General features: G+C 71.0%; 26 protein-coding genes. 14 read left to right on the forward strand and 12 right to left on the reverse strand.

Features of this window, described 5'->3' with window-relative positions; translation table 11 throughout:
* Window positions 1–7: 7 nt before the first annotated feature.
* A complete protein-coding gene (locus tag VGK78_RS15770) occupies window positions 8–862 on the reverse strand; it encodes an EamA family transporter (RefSeq protein ID WP_331528648.1) in 855 nt (284 codons plus the stop codon).
* Between the two features lie 107 nt (window positions 863–969).
* Window positions 970–1,551 (reverse strand): PadR family transcriptional regulator, encoded by a 582-nt coding sequence (locus VGK78_RS15775; protein ID WP_331528649.1) that lies wholly within the window; start codon window positions 1,549–1,551, stop codon window positions 970–972.
* A 65-nt stretch (window positions 1,552–1,616) separates the two neighbouring features.
* Here VGK78_RS15775 and VGK78_RS15780 point away from each other — a divergent pair, with 65 nt between their 5' ends.
* Window positions 1,617–2,705, forward strand: coding sequence for a sialidase family protein (locus VGK78_RS15780; protein WP_331528650.1), 1,089 nt, complete (start codon window positions 1,617–1,619; stop codon window positions 2,703–2,705).
* 46 nt (window positions 2,706–2,751) lie between these two features.
* On the opposite strand, the gene VGK78_RS15785 is transcribed toward VGK78_RS15780, so the two are convergent.
* The gene (locus VGK78_RS15785) at window positions 2,752–3,081 is read right to left on the reverse strand and encodes a hypothetical protein (RefSeq protein WP_331528651.1); all 330 of its coding nucleotides are present in this window, start codon (window positions 3,079–3,081) and stop codon (window positions 2,752–2,754) included.
* Window positions 3,082–3,181: 100 nt separating this feature from the next.
* Between VGK78_RS15785 and ilvD the strand changes: the two genes are divergently transcribed.
* Window positions 3,182–4,858, forward strand: coding sequence for a dihydroxy-acid dehydratase (ilvD, locus tag VGK78_RS15790; protein ID WP_331528652.1), 1,677 nt, complete (start codon window positions 3,182–3,184; stop codon window positions 4,856–4,858).
* A gap of 17 nt (window positions 4,859–4,875) precedes the next feature.
* Here the strand turns inward: ilvD and VGK78_RS15795 are convergent, their stop codons facing one another.
* The 3 genes from VGK78_RS15795 to VGK78_RS15805 all read right to left on the reverse strand — a co-directional run bounded on the left by VGK78_RS15795 (window position 4,876) and on the right by VGK78_RS15805 (window position 7,087).
* Window positions 4,876–5,361, reverse strand: coding sequence for a DUF3806 domain-containing protein (locus tag VGK78_RS15795; protein WP_331528653.1), 486 nt, complete (start codon window positions 5,359–5,361; stop codon window positions 4,876–4,878).
* A gap of 100 nt (window positions 5,362–5,461) precedes the next feature.
* A complete protein-coding gene (locus VGK78_RS15800) occupies window positions 5,462–5,884 on the reverse strand; it encodes a hypothetical protein (RefSeq protein WP_331528654.1) in 423 nt (140 codons plus the stop codon).
* A 153-nt stretch (window positions 5,885–6,037) separates the two neighbouring features.
* The gene (locus VGK78_RS15805; protein ID WP_331528655.1) at window positions 6,038–7,087 is read right to left on the reverse strand and encodes a S66 family peptidase; all 1,050 of its coding nucleotides are present in this window, start codon (window positions 7,085–7,087) and stop codon (window positions 6,038–6,040) included.
* 205 nt (window positions 7,088–7,292) lie between these two features.
* Between VGK78_RS15805 and VGK78_RS15810 the strand changes: the two genes are divergently transcribed.
* Complete coding sequence (locus VGK78_RS15810) at window positions 7,293–8,099, forward strand: PP2C family protein-serine/threonine phosphatase (RefSeq protein ID WP_331528657.1); 807 nt, start codon at window positions 7,293–7,295, stop codon at window positions 8,097–8,099.
* Window positions 8,100–8,154: 55 nt separating this feature from the next.
* On the forward strand, window positions 8,155–9,222 hold the full coding sequence (locus VGK78_RS15815; RefSeq protein WP_331528659.1) for a hypothetical protein: 1,068 nt from the start codon (window positions 8,155–8,157) through the stop codon (window positions 9,220–9,222).
* Here the strand turns inward: VGK78_RS15815 and VGK78_RS15820 are convergent.
* Complete coding sequence (locus VGK78_RS15820; protein WP_331528660.1) at window positions 9,209–9,880, reverse strand: Pr6Pr family membrane protein; 672 nt, start codon at window positions 9,878–9,880, stop codon at window positions 9,209–9,211. The two genes, VGK78_RS15815 and VGK78_RS15820, sit on opposite strands and share 14 nt — an antisense overlap.
* Before the next feature lie 79 nt (window positions 9,881–9,959).
* Window positions 9,960–10,538, reverse strand: a complete 579-nt coding sequence (locus VGK78_RS15825; RefSeq protein WP_331528661.1) for a hypothetical protein — start codon at window positions 10,536–10,538, stop codon at window positions 9,960–9,962.
* Window positions 10,539–10,745: 207 nt separating this feature from the next.
* On the opposite strand from VGK78_RS15825, the gene VGK78_RS15830 reads away from it, so the two are divergent.
* From VGK78_RS15830 to ilvC, 5 genes are all read left to right on the forward strand, one after another.
* The gene (locus VGK78_RS15830; protein WP_331528662.1) at window positions 10,746–11,945 is read left to right on the forward strand and encodes a kynureninase; all 1,200 of its coding nucleotides are present in this window, start codon (window positions 10,746–10,748) and stop codon (window positions 11,943–11,945) included.
* Window positions 11,946–11,993: 48 nt separating this feature from the next.
* The gene (locus VGK78_RS15835) at window positions 11,994–12,314 is read left to right on the forward strand and encodes a 4a-hydroxytetrahydrobiopterin dehydratase (protein ID WP_331528663.1); all 321 of its coding nucleotides are present in this window, start codon (window positions 11,994–11,996) and stop codon (window positions 12,312–12,314) included.
* 326 nt (window positions 12,315–12,640) lie between these two features.
* Complete coding sequence (locus tag VGK78_RS15840; protein ID WP_414690699.1) at window positions 12,641–14,410, forward strand: acetolactate synthase large subunit; 1,770 nt, start codon at window positions 12,641–12,643, stop codon at window positions 14,408–14,410.
* Window positions 14,407–14,940 carry an acetolactate synthase small subunit gene (gene ilvN / locus VGK78_RS15845; protein ID WP_331528665.1) on the forward strand — a complete coding sequence of 178 codons (534 nt, stop codon included), beginning with the start codon at window positions 14,407–14,409 and terminating at the stop codon, window positions 14,938–14,940. The genes VGK78_RS15840 and ilvN overlap by 4 nt, the downstream gene beginning before the upstream one ends.
* Before the next feature lie 114 nt (window positions 14,941–15,054).
* Window positions 15,055–16,083 (forward strand): ketol-acid reductoisomerase, encoded by a 1,029-nt coding sequence (ilvC, locus tag VGK78_RS15850; protein WP_331528666.1) that lies wholly within the window; start codon window positions 15,055–15,057, stop codon window positions 16,081–16,083.
* A gap of 27 nt (window positions 16,084–16,110) precedes the next feature.
* On the opposite strand, the gene VGK78_RS15855 is transcribed toward ilvC, so the two are convergent.
* The 3 genes from VGK78_RS15855 to VGK78_RS15865 all read right to left on the reverse strand — a co-directional run bounded on the left by VGK78_RS15855 (window position 16,111) and on the right by VGK78_RS15865 (window position 17,440).
* Window positions 16,111–16,254, reverse strand: coding sequence for a hypothetical protein (locus VGK78_RS15855; protein WP_331528667.1), 144 nt, complete (start codon window positions 16,252–16,254; stop codon window positions 16,111–16,113).
* Window positions 16,247–16,987, reverse strand: a complete 741-nt coding sequence (locus VGK78_RS15860) for a hypothetical protein (protein WP_331528668.1) — start codon at window positions 16,985–16,987, stop codon at window positions 16,247–16,249. Before VGK78_RS15860 ends, VGK78_RS15855 begins: the two co-directional genes overlap by 8 nt.
* 117 nt (window positions 16,988–17,104) lie before the next feature.
* Window positions 17,105–17,440, reverse strand: a complete 336-nt coding sequence (locus VGK78_RS15865) for a DUF6907 domain-containing protein (protein ID WP_331528669.1) — start codon at window positions 17,438–17,440, stop codon at window positions 17,105–17,107.
* Between the two features lie 158 nt (window positions 17,441–17,598).
* On the opposite strand from VGK78_RS15865, the gene VGK78_RS15870 reads away from it, so the two are divergent.
* Both VGK78_RS15870 and VGK78_RS15875 read left to right on the forward strand, forming a co-directional pair.
* Window positions 17,599–17,883 carry a helix-turn-helix domain-containing protein gene (locus VGK78_RS15870; protein WP_331528670.1) on the forward strand — a complete coding sequence of 95 codons (285 nt, stop codon included), beginning with the start codon at window positions 17,599–17,601 and terminating at the stop codon, window positions 17,881–17,883.
* Window positions 17,884–17,888: 5 nt separating this feature from the next.
* A complete protein-coding gene (locus tag VGK78_RS15875) occupies window positions 17,889–18,680 on the forward strand; it encodes a class I SAM-dependent methyltransferase (protein ID WP_331528671.1) in 792 nt (263 codons plus the stop codon).
* Here VGK78_RS15875 and VGK78_RS15880 read toward each other — a convergent pair.
* Complete coding sequence (locus VGK78_RS15880; RefSeq protein ID WP_331528672.1) at window positions 18,667–19,353, reverse strand: Clp protease N-terminal domain-containing protein; 687 nt, start codon at window positions 19,351–19,353, stop codon at window positions 18,667–18,669. The two genes, VGK78_RS15875 and VGK78_RS15880, sit on opposite strands and share 14 nt — an antisense overlap.
* 122 nt (window positions 19,354–19,475) lie before the next feature.
* On the opposite strand from VGK78_RS15880, the gene VGK78_RS15885 reads away from it, so the two are divergent.
* The 3 genes from VGK78_RS15885 to serA form a co-directional block, all read left to right on the forward strand.
* Window positions 19,476–20,177, forward strand: a complete 702-nt coding sequence (locus VGK78_RS15885; RefSeq protein WP_331528674.1) for a DsbA family oxidoreductase — start codon at window positions 19,476–19,478, stop codon at window positions 20,175–20,177.
* 31 nt (window positions 20,178–20,208) lie between these two features.
* Window positions 20,209–20,661 (forward strand): NUDIX hydrolase, encoded by a 453-nt coding sequence (locus VGK78_RS15890; RefSeq protein WP_331528675.1) that lies wholly within the window; start codon window positions 20,209–20,211, stop codon window positions 20,659–20,661.
* A gap of 78 nt (window positions 20,662–20,739) precedes the next feature.
* Window positions 20,740–22,016, forward strand: a 1,277-nt coding sequence (gene serA / locus VGK78_RS15895) for a phosphoglycerate dehydrogenase (RefSeq protein ID WP_331528676.1), incomplete at its 3' end; no start/stop codon positions are given.

Below are 22,016 nucleotides of genomic sequence, written 5' to 3' on the forward strand. Positions count from 1 at the left end.
CTCGCCATCAGTCAGGCACGGGTGCTGCGAGCCGCGACTCGGATCGGGTGGCACCGACGCTCGCCGCGATCACGCAGACGACCGCGAGCCACTGGAGTGCGGACAGGAACTCGTGGACGACCACGATGCCCGCGAGCGCGGCCGCGGCCGGCTCGAGGCTCATCAGGATGCCGAACACCGAGGGCCGGATCGTCCGGAGCGCGGTGATCTCGCACGAGTAGGGGATCACCGAGCTGAGCAGGCCGACCAGCGCGCCGAGGACGACCACGCGCGGATCGGTGATGCCGCGGCCGGAGAACGCGGCCAGGATCGGCGCCATCATCACGGTCGCGACGACGCTCGCCACGGTCAGTCCGTCCAGACCCGGCCACCGCCGACCGGTGCTCGCGCTGAGCAGGATGTACGCCGTCCACGACACCGCCGCGAGCAGCGCGAAGGCGACCCCGGCCACGGTGAGGTCCCCGCGCTCGACGCCCAGCAGCCCGACGCCGACCGCGGCGAGAGCGACCCAGACCAGGTCGCGGGCTCGTCGACTGCCGGCGACGGCCAGCCCCAGCGGCCCCAGGAACTCGATGGTGACCGCGATCCCCAGCGGGATGCGTGCGAACGACTCGTAGATCGCGGCGTTCATCGTCCCGAGCACGACGCCGAACGCGACCGCCACCCGCCAGTCCTCCGGCGTACGCCTATGCAGGGTCGGGCGCACGACCGCGGCCAGGACCACCGCACTCGTCGCCAGCCGGAGCCAGACCAGGGTCAGCGGCGCGGCGTCGTCGAACAGGCTCTTCGCGATGCCCGCCCCGAACTGCACCGACGCGATCCCGGCGACCACCAACCACACCGGCGGGACCCTCGACAGCACCCCCGCAACCTATCCAGCGCTGACCAGGCAGAAGTTGTGCCGGGTGGGGCGCCGAGCCGGCGCATCTTCTGCCGGGTCGGCGTCGTACGGCGTGGCGAAGCGCCGGGTCAGCGTGGGGCAGCGGCCAGGCGGGCCAGGGCCCGTCGTGCGTGCCGGCTCTCGGCGGCGTAGTAGTCCAGTCCCCAGTCGGCGACGATCGACGGGTAGTGGAAGGGCTCACCGGGGGCGTCCGCGCCACGCAGCGAGGCCCGCACCTGTCGCAGGTCGCTCAGTGCGTCCGTCAGCTCCGCGGCGTACTCCTCGAGCAGCTCGCGCATCCGCTCCGGGTTCGACGCGTGCCCGACGAGCAGGCGCAGGCACACCGTGTGCTTGAGGGTGGGGAAACCGACCTGTGAGCCCTCGATCCAGGAGCGCAACGCGCGAGATCCCAGGGCCGTGATCCGGTACGACGTCGTGCGCCGCCCCTCGCCCTGCGTCGTGACCGGCTCGACGTACCCGTGATCGGTCAGCCGCGCGAGCTCGCTGTAGATCTGGCTCATCGCCGGAGCCACCCAGTAGAACCGCAGGGTGTTGTCGGCGCGCTGCTTGAGCTCGTAGCCGGTCAGCTCGTCACCGAAGGTCAGCAGACCGAGCAGGGCGTACGACGTGACCGGGAGGTCCGGAGTCCGGGTTGACGGGTCTTGACTCATCGCACGACCAGACTACTCTTCCAATTAGGAACACGAGGGGTCGACAAGCGAAGGGAAGCATCGACATGAGCGACACCTTGGTGATGGTCGGCACCCGCAAGGGCCTCTGGATCGGGCGTTCCGACGAGTCCCGCCGTGAGTGGAGCTGGACCGGACCGCACTTCCCGATGGAGGAGGTCTACTCCTGCCTCATCGACACCCGCGGGGACACGCCGCGGCTGCTCGCCGGCGCGAGCTCGAGCTGGCTCGGCCCGCAGGTGTGGCGCTCGGACGACCTCGGCGAGACGTGGCAGGAGACGCCGAACGGCGCCGTCCGCTTCCCGGAGGACACCGGCGTCTCGCTGGCGCGCGTCTGGCAGCTGGTGCCGGGCGTCGGCGACGACGTGGTGTACGCCGGCACCGAGCCCGGCGCGATCTTCAAGTCCACCGACCGCGGGGAGACCTTCGAGCTCGAGCGCGGCCTCTGGGACCACCCCCAGCGCCCCGAGTGGAACGCTGGATTCGGGGGCCAGGCCTTCCACACGATCCTGCCCCACCCGTCGGATCCCGCGAAGGTGCTCGCGGCGATCTCGACCGGCGGCGTCTACCGCACCGATGACGGCGGTGAGTCGTGGTACCCCTCCAACACCGGCGTGAAGGCGGAGTTCTTCCCCGGAGACCGGACCTACCCGGAGTTCGGCCAGTGCGTGCACAAGGTTGCTCGGCACGCCGAGATGCCCGACCTGCTCTACATGCAGAACCACGGCGGCGTCTACCGCTCCGAGGACGGCGGCGGCACCTGGCACGACATCGCTCCCGGGCTGCCTTCTGAGTTCGGCTTCCCGATCGTGGTGCACCCCCACGACCCCGACACCGTCTACGCGTTCCCGTTGAGCGATGCCGGCGGCCGTTGGCCCGTCGAAGGGCACGCGCGAGTCTGGCGTTCGTCCGACCGCGGCAAGAGCTGGTCCGCGCTCGGCGACGGCAGTCTGCCCGACGACTACTTCGTGGCGGTGATGCGCGACGCGATGTGCGTCGACACCCACGACACGCACGGGCTGTACTTCGGTGGCCGCAACGGCGGGGTCTGGGCCTCGCCGGACGCCGGCCGGACCTGGGCGGAGATCCACCAGGGTCTGCCCGACATCTGCGTGGTGCGCGCCGCCGCCATCTGAGGCGCCGGCTGGGCCGGTCGGGCCGTGATCCGGAAGGAGCGGGTGGTCAGCCGCCGCGCTTCGGGTCGAGGGCGTAGCGGCGGTTCCTCGCGTCGTACCCGTTGCTGTCGGTGAACATCCCGACCTCGGGGTCGAACACCCGGTGCGTGTTGTCGACCTCTGCGTTCTCCGGCCGGTTCTTGGCATCGAGCCGACGCGTCCGCTCCTCCTCGATCTCCCGGACCTCGGCCTCGGGCGGTCTCTCGGCGGGGTCGTGCAGCTCCCGGCCGCCCGCGTCCTCGATGAAGATCTCGACTCCGCTGTCGGTCCGGGTGATCCGCTCGGACTCCGGCTCCTGCTCCGCCTCCTGATCGGGTTCCTGCTGGTTCTCGGCCACGGCTCTCCTCCTCCCGCCGACTTCCGAGGTCTCTGCTGCTCCTTCCTTCGTACCCCGGACGCCGCCCGGCGGGCAACGCGCGCGGCACTAGGGTCGGACCATGAGTACGCCGGACCTCAAGCCTCGCTCCCGCGACGTCACCGACGGGCTGGAGAAGACCGCCGCCCGCGGCATGCTGCGGGCCGTCGGGATGCGGGACGAGGACTTCGCCAAGCCGCAGATCGGCGTCGCCTCGAGCTGGAACGAGATCACGCCCTGCAACCTCTCGCTCCAGCGGCTGGCGCAGGCGGTGAAGAACGGCGTGCACGCCGCCGGTGGCTACCCGCTCGAGTTCGGCACGATCTCGGTCTCCGACGGGATCGCGATGGGCCACGAGGGGATGCATTTCTCACTGGTCAGCCGCGAGGTCATCGCGGACTCCGTCGAGACGGTGATGATGGCCGAGCGGCTCGACGGGTCGGTGCTGCTGGCCGGCTGCGACAAGAGCCTGCCCGGGATGATGATGGCGGCGGCGCGGCTCGACCTCGCCGCCGTGTTCCTGTACGCCGGGTCGATCATGCCCGGCCGCATCGACGGGCGTGACGTCACCGTCGTCGATGCCTTCGAGGCGGTGGGCGCCTGCCTGGCCGGGACGATCAGCCGCGACGAGGTCGACCGGATCGAGCGCGCCATCTGCCCCGGCGAGGGCGCCTGCGGCGGCATGTTCACCGCCAACACCATGGCCGCCGTCGGCGAGGCGATCGGGATGAGCCTCCCGGGCTCGGCGGCGCCGCCGGCCGTCGACCGGCGCCGGGACGGCTTCGCCCACCGGTCCGGGGAGGCCGTGGTCAACCTGCTCCGGCAGGGCATCACCGCGCGTCAGGTGATGACCCGCGGAGCGTTCGAGAACGCGATCACCGTGGTGATGGCACTCGGTGGCTCGACGAACGCCGTCCTCCACCTGCTGGCGATGGCCCGCGAGGCCGACGTCGACCTGACGATCGACGACTTCAACCGGATCGGCGACAAGGTGCCGCACCTCGGCGACCTCAAGCCGTTCGGCCGCTATGTGATGAACGACGTCGACAAGGTCGGCGGCATCCCGGTGGTGATGAAAGCGTTGCTGGACGCCGGTTTGATGCACGGCGACGTGCTGACCGTGACCGGGAAGACGATGGCGGAGAACCTCGAGGAGCTAGGCCCACCCGGGCTGGACGACGACGTGCTGCGGTCACTCGACCGGCCGATCCACCGGACCGGCGGGCTGACGATCCTGAAGGGATCGCTGGCCCCCGACGGAGCCGTGGTGAAGACGGCCGGCTTCGACGACTCGACGTTCACCGGGACGGCCCGCGTCTTCGACGGCGAGCGAGCCGCGCTGGACGCGCTGTCGGCGGGCGCGATCGCGGCCGGCGACGCCGTCGTGATCCGATATGAGGGCCCCAAGGGCGGGCCCGGGATGCGCGAGATGCTGGCGATCACGGGTGCGATCAAGGGCGCCGGCCTCGGCAAGGACGTGCTGCTGATCACCGACGGTCGCTTCTCCGGCGGTACGACGGGCCTGTGCGTGGGCCACATCGCGCCCGAGGCGGCCGACGGCGGCCCGATCGCGTTCCTGCGTGACGGTGACCGGATCACCCTGGACGTCGCGAACCGCTCCCTCGACGTCGAGCAGCTCGACGACTGGGAGTCGCGCCGCGACGGGTGGGAGCCCCTGCCCCCGAAGTACACCCGCGGCGTGCTCGCGAAGTACGTCCGGATCGTGCAGTCCGCGGCCCACGGGGCGGTCTGCGGCTGATCGTCCGGCTGCTCCCGTCAGGGGATCTGCAGCACGGCGTCGATGGTGGCCCGCGCGAGGGCGGGTAATACACGCGTCTCCTGCGCGGCCCAGCGCTTGCTGACCATGTCGACGGGGAACAACAGCACCCGGCCCGGTGTGCGTGGCCGGTGCAGCGCGATGGTGACTCCCTGCGCATCGGTGGCCACACACCACTCCAGGCCGGTGTGGTCGGCGAGGTGCTGGCCGAAGGCGAGGCCGATCTGGTCGAGGACCCCGCTCGGCTCCGGCCGGTCCGCCTCGCGGAGACGGAGCCAGCCCTCGAGGAGCTCGTCGTAGTGGCGGCCGAGATCGTCGATGTCACCGAGGCGCACGCCCTGCTCGGCGAGCTCGGCGATCGTCGCGCGCACCCACTCGACCTCGTCCTCGGTCAGCCGCTCGACCGCAGGAGGCGTCGTCTCCGTGGCGCCCGGGGTCGCCTCCGGTGCGGGTCCCTCAGCTGATGACTTCCTGAACCACGGCACGACCCTCACCGTAGCCAGCCGGGAGGCCCTGCCGTGGCAGGTCGCCGGAACTGCACTGCCGGGACCGCGAGGTCCCGACAGTGCAGCGGCCGCCGGAGCGTCACGGCGTGACGAACCCGGTGACCGTCCCCGAGATCATGAACGTCGATCCATCGGGAGCCGTCGTGGAGCCCGCGAACGAGCAGTTCACGGTGGCGTGCCCGTTGTGGGCGGACGCGCCCGTCTTCGCGCTGGCCGGAACGGTCTCCTGGTCGATCAGGTTGCCGTCGGGGTCGTAGACCGAGAACGTCTGTTCCCCGAACGCGACCGGGATCAGCACAGCCGTGCTGTTCAGGTCATGGGCCGGCGTCCAGGCGCCGTTGCCGTTGGTCACGACGTCGTAGGTCTGCCCGTTGTCGCAGGTGACCTGGAGCTGCAGCGAGTCCCGGGCGCCGGCCGGATCGGCCTGGGCCGGTGCCCAGGTGCTCAGACCGAGGATCGTGGCAGCGGCGGCCCCGGTCAGGACTTTCAACGTGATGTGCATGTCGCCTCCTGTGTGATGTGGCACGGAGGTCCGGACACGCCGGGGAACCCCCGTGTGTCCTCGCCGGGACGGTACGTCGCCTGCTCCGGTCGAGGCATCCGTCGCGAGGATGAATCCGCCCTGCGCCCGGTCCCGCCGTGGGCCCCAGGGGTGTCAGTCGAAGTCGGCCCACACCCTCTGCTGGCGGGCATCCACGGTCATCGTGCCGCCGTGGGGCAGGATCCACTGCGGCCTCGTGTGCCCGAAGGGCACGCCCACCACCACGACCGCGTCCGGGTTGTAGCGCCGGACCTGCTCGACCGCGGCGTCGCACTGCTCCGCCCGGTGGGCTGCCCGGCGGCCCGCCTCCGGCCGGCTCTCACGGGTCGACGCCGGAGGGCGGCCGACCACCACCGCGTCGACGGCGGCGAGCAGGCCTCGCTCGCCGAGTGATCGCGTGATGAAGCCGAACTCGGATGCAGGGATCAGGTCCTCCGACGACTCCAGCAGCAGCACGGCCCCGTCGAGCACAGCGGGATCCGCGGGGAAGCGGCCGGCGGCCAGCATCCACTGCAGGACCTCGATGCACCCGCCCCAGGTCGGACCGGTGACCGTCCGCTCCGGGCCGGCCCAGGTCCAGGGTTCGGTCTGCTCGCGGTCGCCGTACGAGGTGAGGGCGGCCGGGTCGTGCCAGTCGACGCCGAAGTCCTCGGACTCGCCGGGCTCGGTGATCTCCAGCCGTCCGGCGTCGAGGAGCGCGGCCCGCAACGACCGGAGGTGCACGTCGTCGAGGGCCGGCCCGGCGCCGATGTGGATCTGCGTCGAGCCGCCGTGGAAGGCGGCGACCCCCTGCGTCCAGAGCCAGCAGAGGAGGTTGGTGTTGTCGCTGGTCCCGAGGAAGGGCTTGGGGTCGGCGCGCACCAGGTCCGCGTCGAGACGGGGGATCACCGTGATCTGGTCGTCGCCGCCGATCGTCGCCAGCACCGCCCTGATCTCGGGGTCGGCGAACGCGGCGTTCAGGTCGGCGGCGCGGTCCTCGGGCGTGGCCCCGAGCCGACGAGTGGTCGGGTACTCCACCGGCTCGAGCCCTAGGACGTCGCGGATCCGTTCCATGGCCTGCTCGTGCACCGCCGGAGCCACCGCGGGCGCCGCGAACGACGGCGAGACGATCGCGACCTTGTCACCGGGCGAGGCCTTGGGCGGGTGCACGAGCGAGGGGAACATCCCGACATCCAACCGCGGGGGGCCGAGCGCGGCGACACCCGATGTCAAGCCGCTCCGGCGGGCACCGCGTGCTCCCGAGCACGACCCAGGGCTGCGGATCGGGCTTCCATGCGCGACACTCTCCCGGTCGGCGGGTCCGGCGCCGACAACCTTTCGCCGACCGGGGTCGTCCCAGGGCTCGTCCGCCGGGAAGGAGCTACCGCCGATGCTGCGCTTCGCCTACGGTGCCGCTTCTCACGTCGGCCTGGTCCGCGAGCACAACGAGGACGCGGGTTTCGCGGGGCCGTATCTCCAGCTGGTGGCCGACGGTGTCGGCGGAGCGGCCGCCGGCGAGGTGGCTGCGGCCACCACGACGTACGTCGTGACCGCGCTGGCGATGGGCCGGCCGGACCAGGACGGTCCGACCCTCCTGGCCGAGGCGGTCGCGACCGCCCACCGCGAGCTGCAGCGAGGTGCTCGTGACGACGACGCACGACACGGCATGGCCACCACGCTCACGGCCGTCCTGATCCGCGGCGACCGGGGGACTCTGGTGCAGGTGGGGGACTCGCGCGCCTACCTGCTTCGCGACGGTGAGCTCGGCCGGCTCTCGACCGACCAGACCCTTGTGCAGCTGCTGGTCGACAAGGGTGAGCTCGCGCCGGAACAGGTCCCCAGCCATCCCTACCGCAACGTCGTTCTCCGCTCCGTGAACGGCGATGAGCCGGTCGAGCCCACCTTGCGCGAGCTCGACCTGGTCGTCGGGGACCGGCTGCTGCTGTGCAGCGACGGCCTGACCGACTTCGTGCCCGAGGTCGAGATCGTCCGCGCTCTGGGCACGGAGGATCCGGACGAGGCTGCGCACGCCCTCGTCGAGCTGGCCTTGGCCGCCGGCGGCCGCGACAACGTCACCTGCCTGGTCGCCGACCTGCGGGACGGTCCCGCGACCAGGACCGACGGCCGGCTGCTGGGCGCGATGACGGACCCGACCCTCGTGGTCGACCCGGCCGCCATCCGTGCCGCCGCCCGGTGACGAGTCTCCAGCGCGCCGACAACTCCGCTACACGCTCAGGCGTCACAGTGACGTGGTGAGCCCGGACCTGCGATCCCGCCTGCGGTCACGCACGTGGTCGAGCTGGGCCTCACCGCTGTCCCTGACCTTGGTCGGGATCGTCGTCTTCCTCCTCCTCGCCGGCATCGTCGGACAACTCGGTGACGACGCCTCTCCTGCCAGCGCGGCGGCGCCCACCGAGTCTCTCGAGGCCCGCAGCTCGGTCGACCCCTCGCACCCGGCCGAGGTCCCCCAGCCGGCAGTTCCGACCGGCCCACCGTCGTACGTCGTGCCGGCGGCCCCGGCGATCGCCCCCAAGCCGCAGCTGCCCGGTGGCGGCTACCGGATCTTCGGCGACCACCGCTTCCTGGTCGCCTACTACGGCACCGCCCAGACCGGTGCGATGGGCGTGCTCGGCGCGACCGACCCCGAGACGATGCAGCGGCGGCTGGTGCGCGCGGCCCGGCCCTTCCGCGAGCCGGGGGAGCACATCCAGCCCGTCTACGAGCTGATCGTCACCGTCGCCGACCGGTCACCCGGCCCTGATCGCGACTACAGCCACGACATCCCCCGCAGCCTGGTCGAGCAGTACCTGCAGGTGGCGCATCGGAACGGGGCCCTGCTCCTGCTGGACATCCAGACGGGCCGCTCGCCGTTCCCGGTGGTCGCCAAGCGGTGGACGTGGGCGCTGAGGAAGCCCTGGGTCGGTCTGGCCCTCGACCCGGAGTGGCGGATGGGTCCGCACCAGGTGCCGGCCTCCGTGGTCGGCTCGGTCCGCGCGGCCGAGGTGAACCGCACCTCGCTGTGGCTGTCACGGCTGGTCCGTCGCGAGGGTCTTCCCGAGAAGCTGTTCGTGCTGCACCAGTTCCGACTGACCATGCTTCCCGACATCGCCAGGATCGTGCACCGGCCGGGGCTGGCAATGGTGCAGCACGCCGACGGGTTCGGCACCCGGGACCAGAAGCTCGCGACCTATCACGCGATCACCAGGCCGCGGCAGTTCCGGCAGGGCTTCAAGCTCTTCTACCACTGGGACGTCCACCGGTTCACGCCTGCACAGGTACGCCGGATCCGGCCGGCGGTGAGCTTCGTCAGCTACCAGTGACCTCGGCCAGACCGGTGGCAGGCCTCGGGGCCGGCGCCATCCGGCGGTCCCAGGCCCGGCCCGCGTACAGCAGCGCGAACCACAGCACGAGGATCCCGGCACAGACCACCGCCACGTGGTCCCACCCGTGCTCGCGGTGGTCGAGGAAGGGATAGGGGTACCAGCCGGTCGCTACGCCCTCCGCGAGGATCACGACCAGCCACGCCACCGGCCAGAGCGTGGCCCGGAGACTGGTCCGCCGGCTCATCCGTGGACGGGGTCCGAACACCAGCCACCCGACCAGCGCGAGGACTGGGACGACCAGATGCAGCAGCTTGTCGGCCACCAGGTCGGCGCCGTGCAGGTGGAGCAGCGGCCGCAGCAGGAGCCAGTGCACGAGGCCGGTGACGACGATGCCGGTCATCGCGGCGGTCCGGACCACGCCGAACCTCCGGCCGGCGTGCTCGGGGTCGCGGGCGAGGGTGGCCGCCGAGACCAGCACCAGCACGTTGCTCTGGACGGTGAAGTACGCGACGAACCGCAGCACGCGCACCGGCATCGACGGCGGACGTACCTCTTCGAGCACCCGGCCACCCCGGATCACGAGGACCACCTGGAGCACGAGGGCGGCCAGTGCGACCGCCGCGGTCAGCAGGTGCCAGGCCCGGGCGGCTCTCACGGCAAGGAGCGTAGAGGACCCGCGGGCGCGACAGGGGCAGCCGGATCACCCGGCTGCCCCTGTGTTGGTGCGGAGAGGGTCAGACACCCATCAGCAGCTGGTCCAAGATCATTCCGAGCTTCGTGAGCAGCTGTGAAAGCGTCCCGCCGCTGTCGAGCAGGTGCGCGACGGCGCAGAGCAGGTTGCCGAGGAGCTGGCCTGCCCCGGACTGCGCGACGATGTTCAGGACGACCCGGTCGAGATGCACCTTGAGCCCCAGCAGGTTCAGGTCGAGCGGCCCCAGCACGAGGTGCAGGATGTCGCACGTCGCCTGGGCGCCAGCGCCTGTCCTGGCCGCGCCCGGCCTCACGCCGTCCATCGTCTTCACGCGGACGGTGCGCACCGCCTGGAACGTCCGTGAGGTCCCGTCGCCGTTGTGGATTACCCCGTCGATCAGGCCACGAGCTCTCAGGTGGCCGTTGTGCTTGGAGAATCCCAGGGGGATGAAGTAGCCGGTGACCCGTTTGCCCCCCCTTGTCTCGCCGACGATCTTCGACTTCGCGAACCCCTGTGCGTCGTGGGCGATCCTGGTGAACGAGCCGGATCCCGCGCCGGCTCCCTGACCGGTCGCGGAGTTGGCGGGTGAGCCTCCGGCGTAGAGCATCATCATTGCTGTCATGGCTAGCGTCACGATGAGTGACAGCCCGATCGTGGTTCTTCCCTTGCTTCCGAGTTTCATGGGAGTCCCTCCCCAGTGGGCCGGCTGGGCCGGCCGTGCCGGCCGATTTGCCGACACCTTTGCCAAGGTAGGAACACCGGCCGGATCCGGCATCATCTGTCGGGGTGGGTTGTGACGCCTCGACCGGCCATGCGTGAGACTGCAGGCATGAGGCATGCCCTGGATGACGCCGACCCGCTGGCTCCGTTGCGCGACCGGTTCGTCGGCACCGACCCGTCGCTGGTCTACCTCGACGGCAACTCGCTCGGCCGCCCGCTGAAGGTCACCGTCGACCGGATGCGAGCCTTCATGCAGGACGAGTGGGGCGGTCGCCTCATCCGGGGCTGGGACGAAGGCTGGTTCGAGCTGCCGTTCACCCTCGGCAACGAGCTCGGCCGGGTCTGCCTGGGTGCCGCCCCGGGCCAGGTCGTGGTAGGCGACTCGACGACGGTGCTGATCTACAAGTTGATGCGAGCCGCCGTGGCCGCGCGGCCCGGGCGCACCGAGATCGTCATCGACCGTGACAACTTCCCGACCGACCGCTACCTCGCGATGGGCGTAGCCGCCGAGTGTGGCCTGACCGTCCGGTGGATCGACGTGGACACCAGCGCCGGCGCGACCGTCGACCAGGTCGCCGCGGCCGTGGGGGAGCAGACGGCCCTGGTGGCGTTGAGCCACGTCTCCTACCGGTCGGCCTGGATCGCGGACGTGCCGGCGATCACCGAGGTGGCCCACGACGCCGGTGCCCTGGTGCTGTGGGACCTCTGCCACTCCGTGGGTGCGGTGCCCGCCGAGCTGGACGCGTGGGGCGTCGACCTGGCGGCCGGATGCACCTACAAGTACCTCAACGGTGGTCCCGGATCTCCAGCGATCTGCTACGTCGCCGAGCGTCACCAGGAGTCGATGACGCAGCCGATCCAGGGCTGGATCGGGAACACGGACCCGATGCTGATGGGCCCGAACTACGTGCCGGCGACCGGCGTGGGCCGGTTCCTTTCCGGGACGCCCGCGGTGGTCGGGATGCTCGCGATCCAGGACATGGTCGCCCTGATCGACGAGGCCGGCCCCGACGCCGCGCGGAAGAAGTCCGAGCAGCTCACGTCGTACGCCGTGGACCTCGCCGACGAGCACCTCACGCCGTACGGCGTGACCCTGGCCTCGCCGCGCGACCCGGAGCGGCGCGGTGGACACGTGACCCTGCGTCACCGGCGGATGCGCGAGGTCGTGGACGCGCTCTGGGAGCGCGAGGTGCTGCCCGACTATCGGGACCCCGGCGGTCTCCGGATCGGCCTGTCGCCGCTGTCGACGTCGTACGACGAGGTCGAGCGCGGGTTCGAGCAGGTGCGGAGCATCTTCGAGAGCTTCTGACGCGCCCGATCCTCGCGCGCGAGTGCGGGGTGGGTGCAGGGTGGTGGCATGACTGCTCGCGACACCCTCTCCGCCGACGACGTCGAGGCCGCCGGCATCCCTGACTGGCGACTGCTGGACGGAGCTCTGCACGCACACTTCGCCACCGGGGACTTCGCGACCGGGCTGGCGCTCGTCAACCGGATCGGTGCGCTCGCCGAGGAGGCGAACCACCACCCGGACGTCGACCTGCGCTACCCGTACGTGAAGGTGACCACGGTGAGCCACGACGTCTCCGGCATCACCTCGCGGGACGTGGACCTGGCCAAGCAGACCAGCGCCGCGGCACAGGACCTCGGCGTCACGGCCGACCCCTCCCAGCTCGGCTGACCGACGCGGCGGTTCGCGGGCTGCCGGAGCCCGGCCGGCCACGACGTGGGACCGGCGTACCAGCATCCGGGACGGCTGGCACACTGGCTTGACGGCGGAGAAGCGGGACCGGGAGCGTGGAGCCATGCGCAAGACGCTCCTCGTACCCACCCGACGCGCGGGTTGAGCCCAGGCTCCTCCCTCGCGTCGCCCCTCGCCGTCCCGGCCGAGGGGCTTTTTGTTCCCCCCATGCAGACGGCACGGTCGGCTCAGCCGGCAGAGCACAGACAGGACACGGTGATGACTCCGGTGATGACCCGGTGACGACAGGGCAGGCGGGCGCGGCGATGACGGGGGCCCAGAGCTTGATCAGGTCGCTGGAGGCGGCCGGCACCCGCGACATCTTCGGCATTCCCGGCGGAGCCATCCTGCCGGCGTACGACCCGCTGATGGACTCCTCGATCAGGCACATCCTGGTCCGCCACGAGCAGGGCGCCGGCCACGCCGCCCAGGGATACGCCGCCGCGACCGGCCGCGTGGGCGTCTGCATGGCGACCTCGGGCCCTGGTGCCACCAACCTGGTCACCCCGCTGGCCGACGCACACATGGACTCGGTGCCGATCGTCGCGATCACCGGCCAGGTCGGCGCCAGCTCGATCGGCACGGATGCGTTCCAGGAGGCCGACATCCGCGGGATCACGATGCCGGTCACCAAGCACAACTTCCTGGTCACCGACCCGGCCGACATCCCGCGCACGATCGCCGAGGCCTTCCACATCGCCGCGACCGGCCGCCCCGGGCCGGTGCTCGTCGACGTGGCGAAGTCCGCGCTGCAGGCCGCCACGACGTACGACTGGCCGAGCGAGCTCCACCTGCCCGGCTACCGTCCGATCACCCGGCCGCACGCCAAGCAGATCAAGGAGGCCGTGCGGCTGATGCTCGAGGCCAGGCGACCGGTGCTCTACGTCGGCGGTGGCACGATCCGGGCCGGCGCCTCGCGCGAGCTGCTCGAGCTGGCGACCCTGACCGGGATCCCGGTCGTTACCACGCTGATGGCCCGCGGGGCCCTGCCCGACAGCCACCCGCAGCACCTCGGGATGCCCGGCATGCACGGTACCGTCGCGGCCGTCGCGGGTCTCCAGCGCAGCGACCTGATCATCAGTCTCGGCGCGCGGTTCGACGACCGGGTCACCGGCAACCTCGACTCCTTCGCGCCCGGCGCGCTGGTGATCCACGCCGACATCGACCCGGCCGAGATCGGCAAGAACCGCGTCGCGGACGTCCCGATCGTGGGCGACTGCCGTGAGGTGATCGCCGACCTGACCACCCTGTTGCGCACGGAGGCCGCCGCCGGCCGGACCGGGGACTACGAGCAGTGGGTCGACTACCTGAGCGGCATCAAGCAGCGCTATCCGGTCGCCTACGACCAGCCCGCGGACGGCAGCCTCGCCCCGCAGTACGTCCTCGAGCGGCTCAGCGCGATCGCCGGCCCCGAGACCGTCTACTGCGGCGGTGTCGGTCAGCACCAGATGTGGGCCGCGCACTTCATCGACTTCGAGCATCCCCGCACCTGGATCAACTCCGGCGGCCTCGGCACCATGGGGTACGCCGTGCCGGCCGCGATGGGCGCGAAGGTCGGCCGCCCTGAGGCCACGGTGTGGGCCGTCGACGGTGACGGCTGCTTCCAGATGACCAACCAGGAGCTCGCGACCTGTGCCATCAACGACATCCCGATCAAGGTCGCGATCATCAACAACGAGTCGCTCGGCATGGTGCGCCAGTGGCAGACGCTCTTCTACAACGAGCGCTACTCCAACACCGATCTCCAAGTGGTTCCCCGGGGGCACCCGGGGGCGGAGCCCCCGGGTGCGCGGATCCCGGACTTCGTGAAGCTCGCCGACGCCTACGGCTGCGAAGGCCTGGCCTGCGAGTCCCCTGACGACGTGGATGCCACCATCGAGAAGGCGATGGCGATCGACGACCGGCCCGTCGTGGTGGACTTCCGGGTGCACCGCGACGCCATGGTCTGGCCGATGGTCGCCGCCGGCACGAGCAACGACGACATCAAGTACGCGCGCGACCTGGCGCCCCAGTTCGACGGGGACGACCTGACATGAGTACCCACACCCTGTCCGTGCTCGTGGAGAACAAGCCGGGTGTCCTGGCCCGCATCGCCGGGCTGTTCAGCCGCCGGGGGTTCAACATCGAGTCGCTCGCGGTCGGCCCGACCGAGCACGAGGAGATCTCGCGGATGACCATCGTCGTCAACGTCGAGGACTCGCCGCTGGAGCAGGTCACCAAGCAGCTCAACAAGCTGGTCGAGGTGATCAAGATCGTCGAGCTCGACGGGCCGCTCTCGGTCAACCGCGAGCTGATGCTGGTCAAGGTGCGCGCCGACGCCGCCACCCGGGGTCAGGTGCTCGACGTCGTCCAGCTGTTCCGGGCGAAGGTCGTCGACGTCGCACCGGACGCGGTGACGATCGAGGTGACCGGCAACGCCGACAAGCTCGGCGACTTCCGGCAGGTGCTCGAGCCGTTCGGGATCCGCGAGCTGGTGCAGTCGGGGATGGTGGCGATCGGTCGCGGGTCGCGCTCGATCAGCGAACGCACGCCCCGCCCGATCGCGGTGCCGACCGCGGTGGGGTAGCGGCGAATTCCTCGCCCAGGCGGGGAATTCGGCACGTGTCGACCCCCAGATTTCCCACACGAAGTGACGCAAGACCCCCACGAAGTCCGCAGGGACGAAGAAGGAGACACCACCGTGGCCCAGATGTTCTACGACGACGACGCCGACCTGTCCGTGATCCAGGGCAAGAACGTCGCGGTGCTCGGCTACGGCAGCCAGGGCCACGCGCACGCTCTCTCGCTGCGCGACTCCGGCGTCGACGTGCGGGTCGGCCTGCCCGAGGGCTCGAAGTCGCGGGCCAAGGCGGAGGCCGAGGGCCTGCGCGTCCTGACGCCCGGGGAGGCGGTCGAGGAGTCCGACGTCATCGTCGTCCTCGCGCCCGACCCCGCCCAGCGGAAGCTGTACGCCGAGGCGATCGAGCCGAACATCACTCCCGGCGACACGCTCGTCTTCGGGCACGGGTTCAACATCCGGTTCGGCTACATCGACCCACCCGACGGCGTCGACGTGATCATGATCGCCCCGAAGGGGCCCGGGCACCTGGTCCGGCGTGAGTACGTCGACGGGCGCGGCGTACCCGTGCTCGTCGCGGTGGAGAAGGACGCGTCGGGGAAGGCCTGGGACGTCGCCCTGGCCTACGCCAAGGCGATCGGAGGCCTGCGGGCCGGCGGCATCCGCACGACGTTCACCGAGGAGACCGAGACCGACCTGTTCGGCGAGCAGGCCGTCCTCTGCGGCGGCGCGTCGCAGCTGGTCCAGTACGGCTTCGAGGTGCTCACCGAGGCCGGCTACCAGCCCGAGGTCGCCTACTTCGAGTGCCTGCACGAGCTGAAGCTGATCGTCGACCTCATGTACGAGGGCGGCATCGCCAAGCAGCGCTGGTCGGTCTCCGACACGGCCGAGTACGGCGACTACGTCTCCGGGCCCTTGGTCATCGACGAGCACGTCAAGGAGAACATGGTGCAGGTCCTGGCCAAGATCAAGGACGGCTCGTTCGCACAGCGGTTCATCGACGACCAGGACGCCGGTGGCCCCGAGTTCGCAGCGTTGCGCGCCAAGGGCGAGCAACACCCGATCGAGGCCACCGGCCGTGAGCTGCGCAAGCTGATGGCCTGGGTCAAGTCGCACGACAGTGACTACACCGAAGGCACAGCCACGCGCTGACGCCCGCCAAGCGGTGGGTCCGGGCTCTCAGGGCCACGTCCACCCGAGCTGGTGCCCGATCATCCGGAGCGCCAGCCAGGCGACGAGCACGGTGAGGACGCCGATCGTCCAGGAGACGATCTCGAGCGTCCGTCGGCTCGACCGCAGCCGCTGGAGACGGGTCCTATCCACGGGGTGCGATCTCGCGGTCGAACGGGTTGAGGTGGCTCACCAGCGCCCGCACGGTGCGCCAGCCTCCGCTGCCCTCGCCCGCCATGCATCCCGCGAGCGCTCCCAGGGCCATCCCCGCCGGTCCCTCGAAGATGGTCGCCGCCTTGGCCGCGGTGATCACCCCGCCCTCGAGGAGGATCCGGGCGGACAGGTCCTTGGAGGCGATCACTCCCGCGCCGGCGAGCGAGCCTTTCGCGCACGGGTCGACGTACAGCTGGACCAGGCGCCGCTGTCGGGTGTCGATGAAACGGGTGACCCAGTTCCACGGGGCAGCGCAGGACGTCGTGCCGGAGATGCAGAAGTCGTTGCGCGGTGGAGTGGCCGACGTGACCATCCGCGAACCTGGCACGCGCCGGCCGGGCTGGTGCGGCGACCAGAGCTTGCCCTCGACGACACGACCCCAGCAGTGGCGATCGTCGCAGTGCTGGGCGGAGATCCGGAGGCCGTAGAAAGTCTTCGCCCGCCAGCGGTGGTGGACCCGCACGAGGCGGCGATAGGGGTAGTACCCGACGATCCAGGTCTCCACGTGGGTGCGGTGGTTGGTGAGGTGGGAGCCGAGGATCCGGGACTTGGCCTTCGGCACTCGGTCGCCGTGCATGGCCGAGGCCGTGGTGGGGCTCGCGAGCACCAGGAGCAGGCCCGCCACCATGGCGGTCAGCAGGTGCCTGAGCCGGGGGCGCCTCTTCGTGATCATCGAACGAGCTCCTTCCCGAGCAGTGAGCGGAGCCGATCTCCGCCGGATCGATGATGACATACCAAGATGGCCATGTATAGATGGTTTGAGCGAGCTGTGGAGAACGGTCGCATGGGGTCAGGCGCGCAGCATCTCGAGCAGGGAGTCGAGCAGGGCGACCAGTCGGCGGCCGGACTCGGGGGTCACCGCGAGCCTGACCGCGCCGTCCTCCTCGCTGGTCACCTCCAGCCAGGCCTCCGAAGAGTCGGTGTGCTGCACGAGTCGCGCGACGACCGGGCTGGCTCGGTGTGCGGCGTCGTGAGGGAGCCATGAAGGCCCGGTCATCAGCACGGCGTGGATCGGTGGGCTCTGGTGCAGCCGGTCCTCGGGGTGGTCCTCCTGCAGGTGCCGGCGCGCGCACCACCCCGGGCACTCATCGGGTGTGGGTTGCTTGTCGTTCCTCGGCTCAGCCATGTCCTTCCCCCGTCGTTCCCTGACCCCGTGACGCACCGTAGAGGCGATGTCCGACATCCCGGCGAGCGATACGACGGCTGTCCACAGACGGGAGGATCACCTGAGAATTGCCACATCGATATGACCATGCGCCGGCGCGCTGCGGCCACAATCAGGGGGTGGCTGCTCAACGACGGCGAGAGCCGACCTGGGACGAGTTCGGTCGGGACATCGGGATCCGCCTCCAGCGCGCTCGGGAACGCGCCGGGCTGAGTCAGGAGCGTACGGCGCACCTGGCCGGCATCGCGTCGTACACCTACCAGAAGTTCGAGAAGGGGGAGTCGCGTCCGGGCACCCCGCTCAACCCGAGGCTGTCGACGTTGCTGTCGTTGTGCCGCGTGCTCGACCTCAGGCTCGAGGACCTGCTCCCCGACCCCGTCCCCGGGGTGCCGCTGGAGCGCTGAACCGGGTGACGTACACCCACGGGCACGCCGAGAGCGTCCTGCGGTCGCACCGGGCGCGCACCGCCGCGAACAGCGCGGCGTACCTGCTCCCGCACCTGGACACGGATCACCGGCTCCTCGACGTCGGCTCGGGTCCGGGGACGATCACGGCGGACCTGGCCCGGCGGGTGCGCGAGGTCGTGGCAGTGGAGATCGACGATCGAGCCGCGGCCCTGACCCGGGACGAGCTCGATCGTCAGGGAGTCACGAATGCCGACGTGAGGGTCGGGGACGTGCAGATGCTGGACCTGGCGGAAGACTCGTTCGACGTGGTCCATGCGCATCAGGTGCTGCAGCACGTCGCCGATCCGGTGGCGGCGCTGCGCGAGATGGCCCGGGTGACCAGGCCCGGCGGTGTCGTCGGCGTACGCGACAGCGACTACGCCGCGTTCGCGTGGTACCCGCGGCTGCCCGCACTCGACGACTGGCTGAGCCTCTACCGCGACGCGGCCCGGGCGAACGGCGGGGAACCCGACGCCGGCCGCCACCTCCTGGCCTGGGCACATGCCGCCGGCCTCCGCGACGTGGCGGCGACGTCGAGCACCTGGTGCTTCGCCACCCCCGAGACCCGGGCGTGGTGGGGCGGGATGTGGGCCGACCGGGTGACCGACTCGGCGCTCGCCGAGCAGCTGGTGCGCGAGGGCCGCGCGAGCCGCGAGGACCTGCGGACCTTCGCGGCGGCTTGGCTGGCGTGGGCCGCCGATCCGGACGGGTGGATCTCGATCCCGCACGGCGAGCTGGTGGTCACGGTCCGCTGACGGGACGGTCCTCCAGACGGGCCAGCCGCGACCGGATGTCCTCGAGGGCTGCCCGGATGGGGGCCGAGATACCGCTGAAGGTGAGGGTCTCCCGGGCGTACTCGTAGGCCGACAGCGCGGTCACCACGCCCTGGAGCGCGCGCTCGTGGGTCATCCCCATGTCTCGCAGGGTCTTCGCGGCGAGCTCGTTCCGCGAGCCCGCCGTGATCGCGAGGAGGAGATGCTCGGTGCCCACGTAGGAGTGCCCGAGCCCGCGCGCCTGCTCGACGGCGCGCTCGGCCACCGTCTCGAGTGGTTCCGCGCTGCCCCCGCTCCTCGCGCGGCCGCGCAGCTCGTCGACGGCATCCTCCGGGACGATGTCCGCGGCGGAGAGCACGGTGACCGCCAGCCCGTTCGAGTCCACGATGGCGGCCATCAGGTCCACGGTCGTCGGCTTCTCGCCGGCTGCCTCCGCCGCCTTGTCGGCGTCGCTCAGCACGCCGTACGCGCGCTTGGTGAAGTTCCTGGACAGGTCCTCGCCCGGGTTCGGTGGCAGCGGCGCCGACCGGCCGGTGCCGGCCCGGGCGACGGCATCGGCGAGTGCCTGCTGGCACACGGCCGACACCGGGATTCCGGACGCCTTGACCTCGCCGGCCAGGTCGTCGGGAAGGTAGACGTTGATCTTCGGTGACATCAGCTGATCCCTCGCCTCGATTGATATAACCCCAAGATAACCCCACCGGTCGAGCCCGGCAATCCTCGCGGCGGCAACCACTCGAGGGAAGAACTCCCCGGAACGAGTGGTTGAAGTTTCACGTGAAGATCGAGATCTGGTCCGACGTCGTGTGCCCGTGGTGCTACATCGGGAAGCGGCGGTTCGAGAAGGCGCTGGCGGACTTCCCGCACGAGGTGGGGGTGACCTACCGCTCCTTCGAGCTCGACCCGTCCGCCCCGGTGATGAGTGGCGAGACCGTCACCGCGTCGCTGGCGCGGAAGTACGGCGGAGCCGAGCGGGTCGCGGCGATGCAGGAGCACGTACGCCGGCAGGCCGCCGACGAGGGCCTGGAGTTCCGCCTCGCCGAGACCCCTCACGCCAACACCGTCGACGCCCACCGGGTCCTGCACCTCGCGCTGGCCGAGCACGGCCCCGAGGTCCAGGCGCGGGTCAAGGAGGCGTTGATGTCGGCGTACTTCGAGGAGGCGCGCGACCCGTCCGACCACGCCGTCCTGCGTGAGGTCGCCGTCGCGGCAGGGCTCGACGGCGAGCGCGTGGACGAGGTGCTCGCCGGCCAGGAGTACGGCGACGCGGTACAAGCCGACGTCGCCCGGGCTGTGGATTACGGCGCGACAGGCGTGCCGTTCTTCGTCCTCGAGGGCAAGTACGCCGTGTCCGGGGCCCAGCCGACCGAGGTGTTCGGCCGGGTGCTGCAGCAGGTCTGGGAGGCCACCCGTCCCGCACCGGTCTCGGTGGTGGCCGGGGCCACAGGTGACGTGTGCGGCCCCGACGGCTGCGACTGAGCCGACCCGTCGCACGTGGCACACTCGCCGGATGCTCGACCGCTCGTCCATCCGGGTCAAGGCGATGGTCTACCTGCCCAACGCCGCCGGCACCCATCACGCCGTCCTCGTCGGTGAGGACCCGGACGGCGGTCGCCGGTTCCACCGCCTGATCGGCGGCGGCGTCGAGCTCGGCGAGCGCGCGGTCGAGGCCGTCGTCCGCGAGGTGGCGGAGGAGCTGCACGCGACGCTCGTCGAGCACCGGCTCCTCGGCGTCGTCGAGAACATCTTCACCTACGACGGCGAGCAGGGCCACGAGGTCGTCTTCGTGTACGCCGGACATCTGGCGGAGGGCGACGTGGTGCCGCCCGAGGGCGGGTGGTACGACGACGTGGGTGTGCCGATGTGGGTCGAGTGGCGGCCGATCGCGGCGCCGGTCGACGGTGACGACGACACGCTGCCTCTCTATCCGGACGGTCTCGGGAGCCTGCTGCCGGTCCGGTAGAGTCGACCGGGCACAGCGTCGTGCGGGAGCAGTCAGGCTCCGCCCCTCCAGACCTTCGAACCTGAGGACACCAACGCTGTGAGCAAGCCCGTCGTACTGATCGCCGAGGAGCTCAGCCCCGCCACCGTGGAGGCTCTCGGCCCCGACTTCGAGATCAGGCACTGCAACGGCGCCGACCGCGCCGAGCTGCTGTCCGCGATCGCCGACGTGGACGCGATCCTGGTCCGCTCCGCCACCAAGGTCGACGGCGAGGCCCTGGCCGCCGCGGGGCGGTTGAAGGTCGTCGCGCGCGCCGGCGTCGGCCTCGACAACGTCGACGTCCGGGCCGCCACCCAGTCCGGCGTGATGGTCGTCAACGCACCGACCTCCAACATCGTCAGCGCCGCCGAGCTCGCGATCGCCCTGCTGCTCGCGGCAGCCCGTCACCTCAGCCCGGCGCACGCGTCGCTGCGCAACGGCGAGTGGAAGCGGTCGAAGTTCACCGGCATCGAGCTCTTCGAGAAGACCGTCGGCATCGTCGGCCTGGGCCGGATCGGGGTCCTGGTCGCCCAGCGGCTGGCGGCGTTCGGGATGAACGTCATCGCCCACGACCCCTACGTCCAGGCCGGCCGGGCCGCGCAGATGGGTGTCCGGCTCGTCGACCTCGACACCCTGCTCGCCGAGTCGGACTTCATCAGCGTGCACCTGCCGAAGACGCCCGAGACGGTCGGGCTGATCGGTGCCGACGAGCTCGCCAAGGCCAAGCCGAGCCTGGTGCTCGTCAACGCCGCGCGTGGCGGCATCGTCGACGAGGCCGCGCTGTACGCCGCCCTCAAGGAGGGCCGGATCGCGGCGGCCGGGGTCGACGTCTACGCCAAGGAGCCGTGCACCGACAGCCCGCTGTTCGAGCTGGAGAACGTCGTCGCCACGCCCCACCTCGGTGCGTCCACCGACGAGGCGCAGGAGAAGGCCGGGATCGCGGTCGCGAAGTCGGTCCGGCTGGCGCTCTCCGGCGAGCTGGTCCCCGACGCGGTCAACGTCCAGGGTGGCGTGATCGCCGAGGACGTCCGTCCCGGCATTCCTCTGACCGAGAAGCTCGGGCGGGTCTTCACCGCCCTGGCCGGCGAGGTCGCCCAGCAGATCGACGTCGAGGTCCGCGGCGAGATCACCGAGTACGACGTGAAGGTGCTCGAGCTGGCCGCCCTCAAGGGAGTCTTCACCGACGTCGTCGAGGACCCCGTGACCTACGTCAACGCGCCCCTGCTCGCCGCCGAGCGCGGCACCGCCGTACGCCTGGTCGCCGAGGCCGAGAGCCCCGACCACCGCAACCTGATCACGATCCGCGGCACCCTCGCCGACGGTTCGCAGGTCTCCGT

Origin of the sequence: Nocardioides sp., from assembly GCF_036503465.1 — a bacterium.
Classification (GTDB): Bacteria; Actinomycetota; Actinomycetes; order Propionibacteriales; family Nocardioidaceae; genus Nocardioides.

Bases quoted from the DNA above. Each gene is read 5' to 3' on its own strand.
- VGK78_RS15810 (WP_331528657.1), top strand. From the start codon at position 7,293: ATGCTGCGCTTCGCCTACGGTGCCGCTTCTCACGTCGGCCTGGTCCGC.
- VGK78_RS15835 (WP_331528663.1), top strand. From the start codon at position 11,994: ATGACTGCTCGCGACACCCTCTCCGCCGACGACGTCGAGGCCGCCGGC.
- VGK78_RS15830 (WP_331528662.1), top strand. From the start codon at position 10,746: ATGAGGCATGCCCTGGATGACGCCGACCCGCTGGCTCCGTTGCGCGAC.
- VGK78_RS15780 (WP_331528650.1), top strand. From the start codon at position 1,617: ATGAGCGACACCTTGGTGATGGTCGGCACCCGCAAGGGCCTCTGGATC.
- VGK78_RS15880 (WP_331528672.1), bottom strand. From the start codon at position 19,353: ATGTCACCGAAGATCAACGTCTACCTTCCCGACGACCTGGCCGGCGAG.
- VGK78_RS15890 (WP_331528675.1), top strand. From the start codon at position 20,209: ATGCTCGACCGCTCGTCCATCCGGGTCAAGGCGATGGTCTACCTGCCC.
- VGK78_RS15825 (WP_331528661.1), bottom strand. From the start codon at position 10,538: ATGACAGCAATGATGATGCTCTACGCCGGAGGCTCACCCGCCAACTCC.
- VGK78_RS15865 (WP_331528669.1), bottom strand. From the start codon at position 17,440: ATGGCTGAGCCGAGGAACGACAAGCAACCCACACCCGATGAGTGCCCG.
- VGK78_RS15805 (WP_331528655.1), bottom strand. From the start codon at position 7,087: ATGTTCCCCTCGCTCGTGCACCCGCCCAAGGCCTCGCCCGGTGACAAG.
- VGK78_RS15800 (WP_331528654.1), bottom strand. From the start codon at position 5,884: ATGCACATCACGTTGAAAGTCCTGACCGGGGCCGCCGCTGCCACGATC.
- VGK78_RS15775 (WP_331528649.1), bottom strand. From the start codon at position 1,551: ATGAGTCAAGACCCGTCAACCCGGACTCCGGACCTCCCGGTCACGTCG.
- VGK78_RS15840 (WP_414690699.1), top strand. From the start codon at position 12,641: ATGACGGGGGCCCAGAGCTTGATCAGGTCGCTGGAGGCGGCCGGCACC.
- ilvD (WP_331528652.1), top strand. From the start codon at position 3,182: ATGAGTACGCCGGACCTCAAGCCTCGCTCCCGCGACGTCACCGACGGG.
- ilvN (WP_331528665.1), top strand. From the start codon at position 14,407: ATGAGTACCCACACCCTGTCCGTGCTCGTGGAGAACAAGCCGGGTGTC.
- VGK78_RS15860 (WP_331528668.1), bottom strand. From the start codon at position 16,987: ATGATCACGAAGAGGCGCCCCCGGCTCAGGCACCTGCTGACCGCCATG.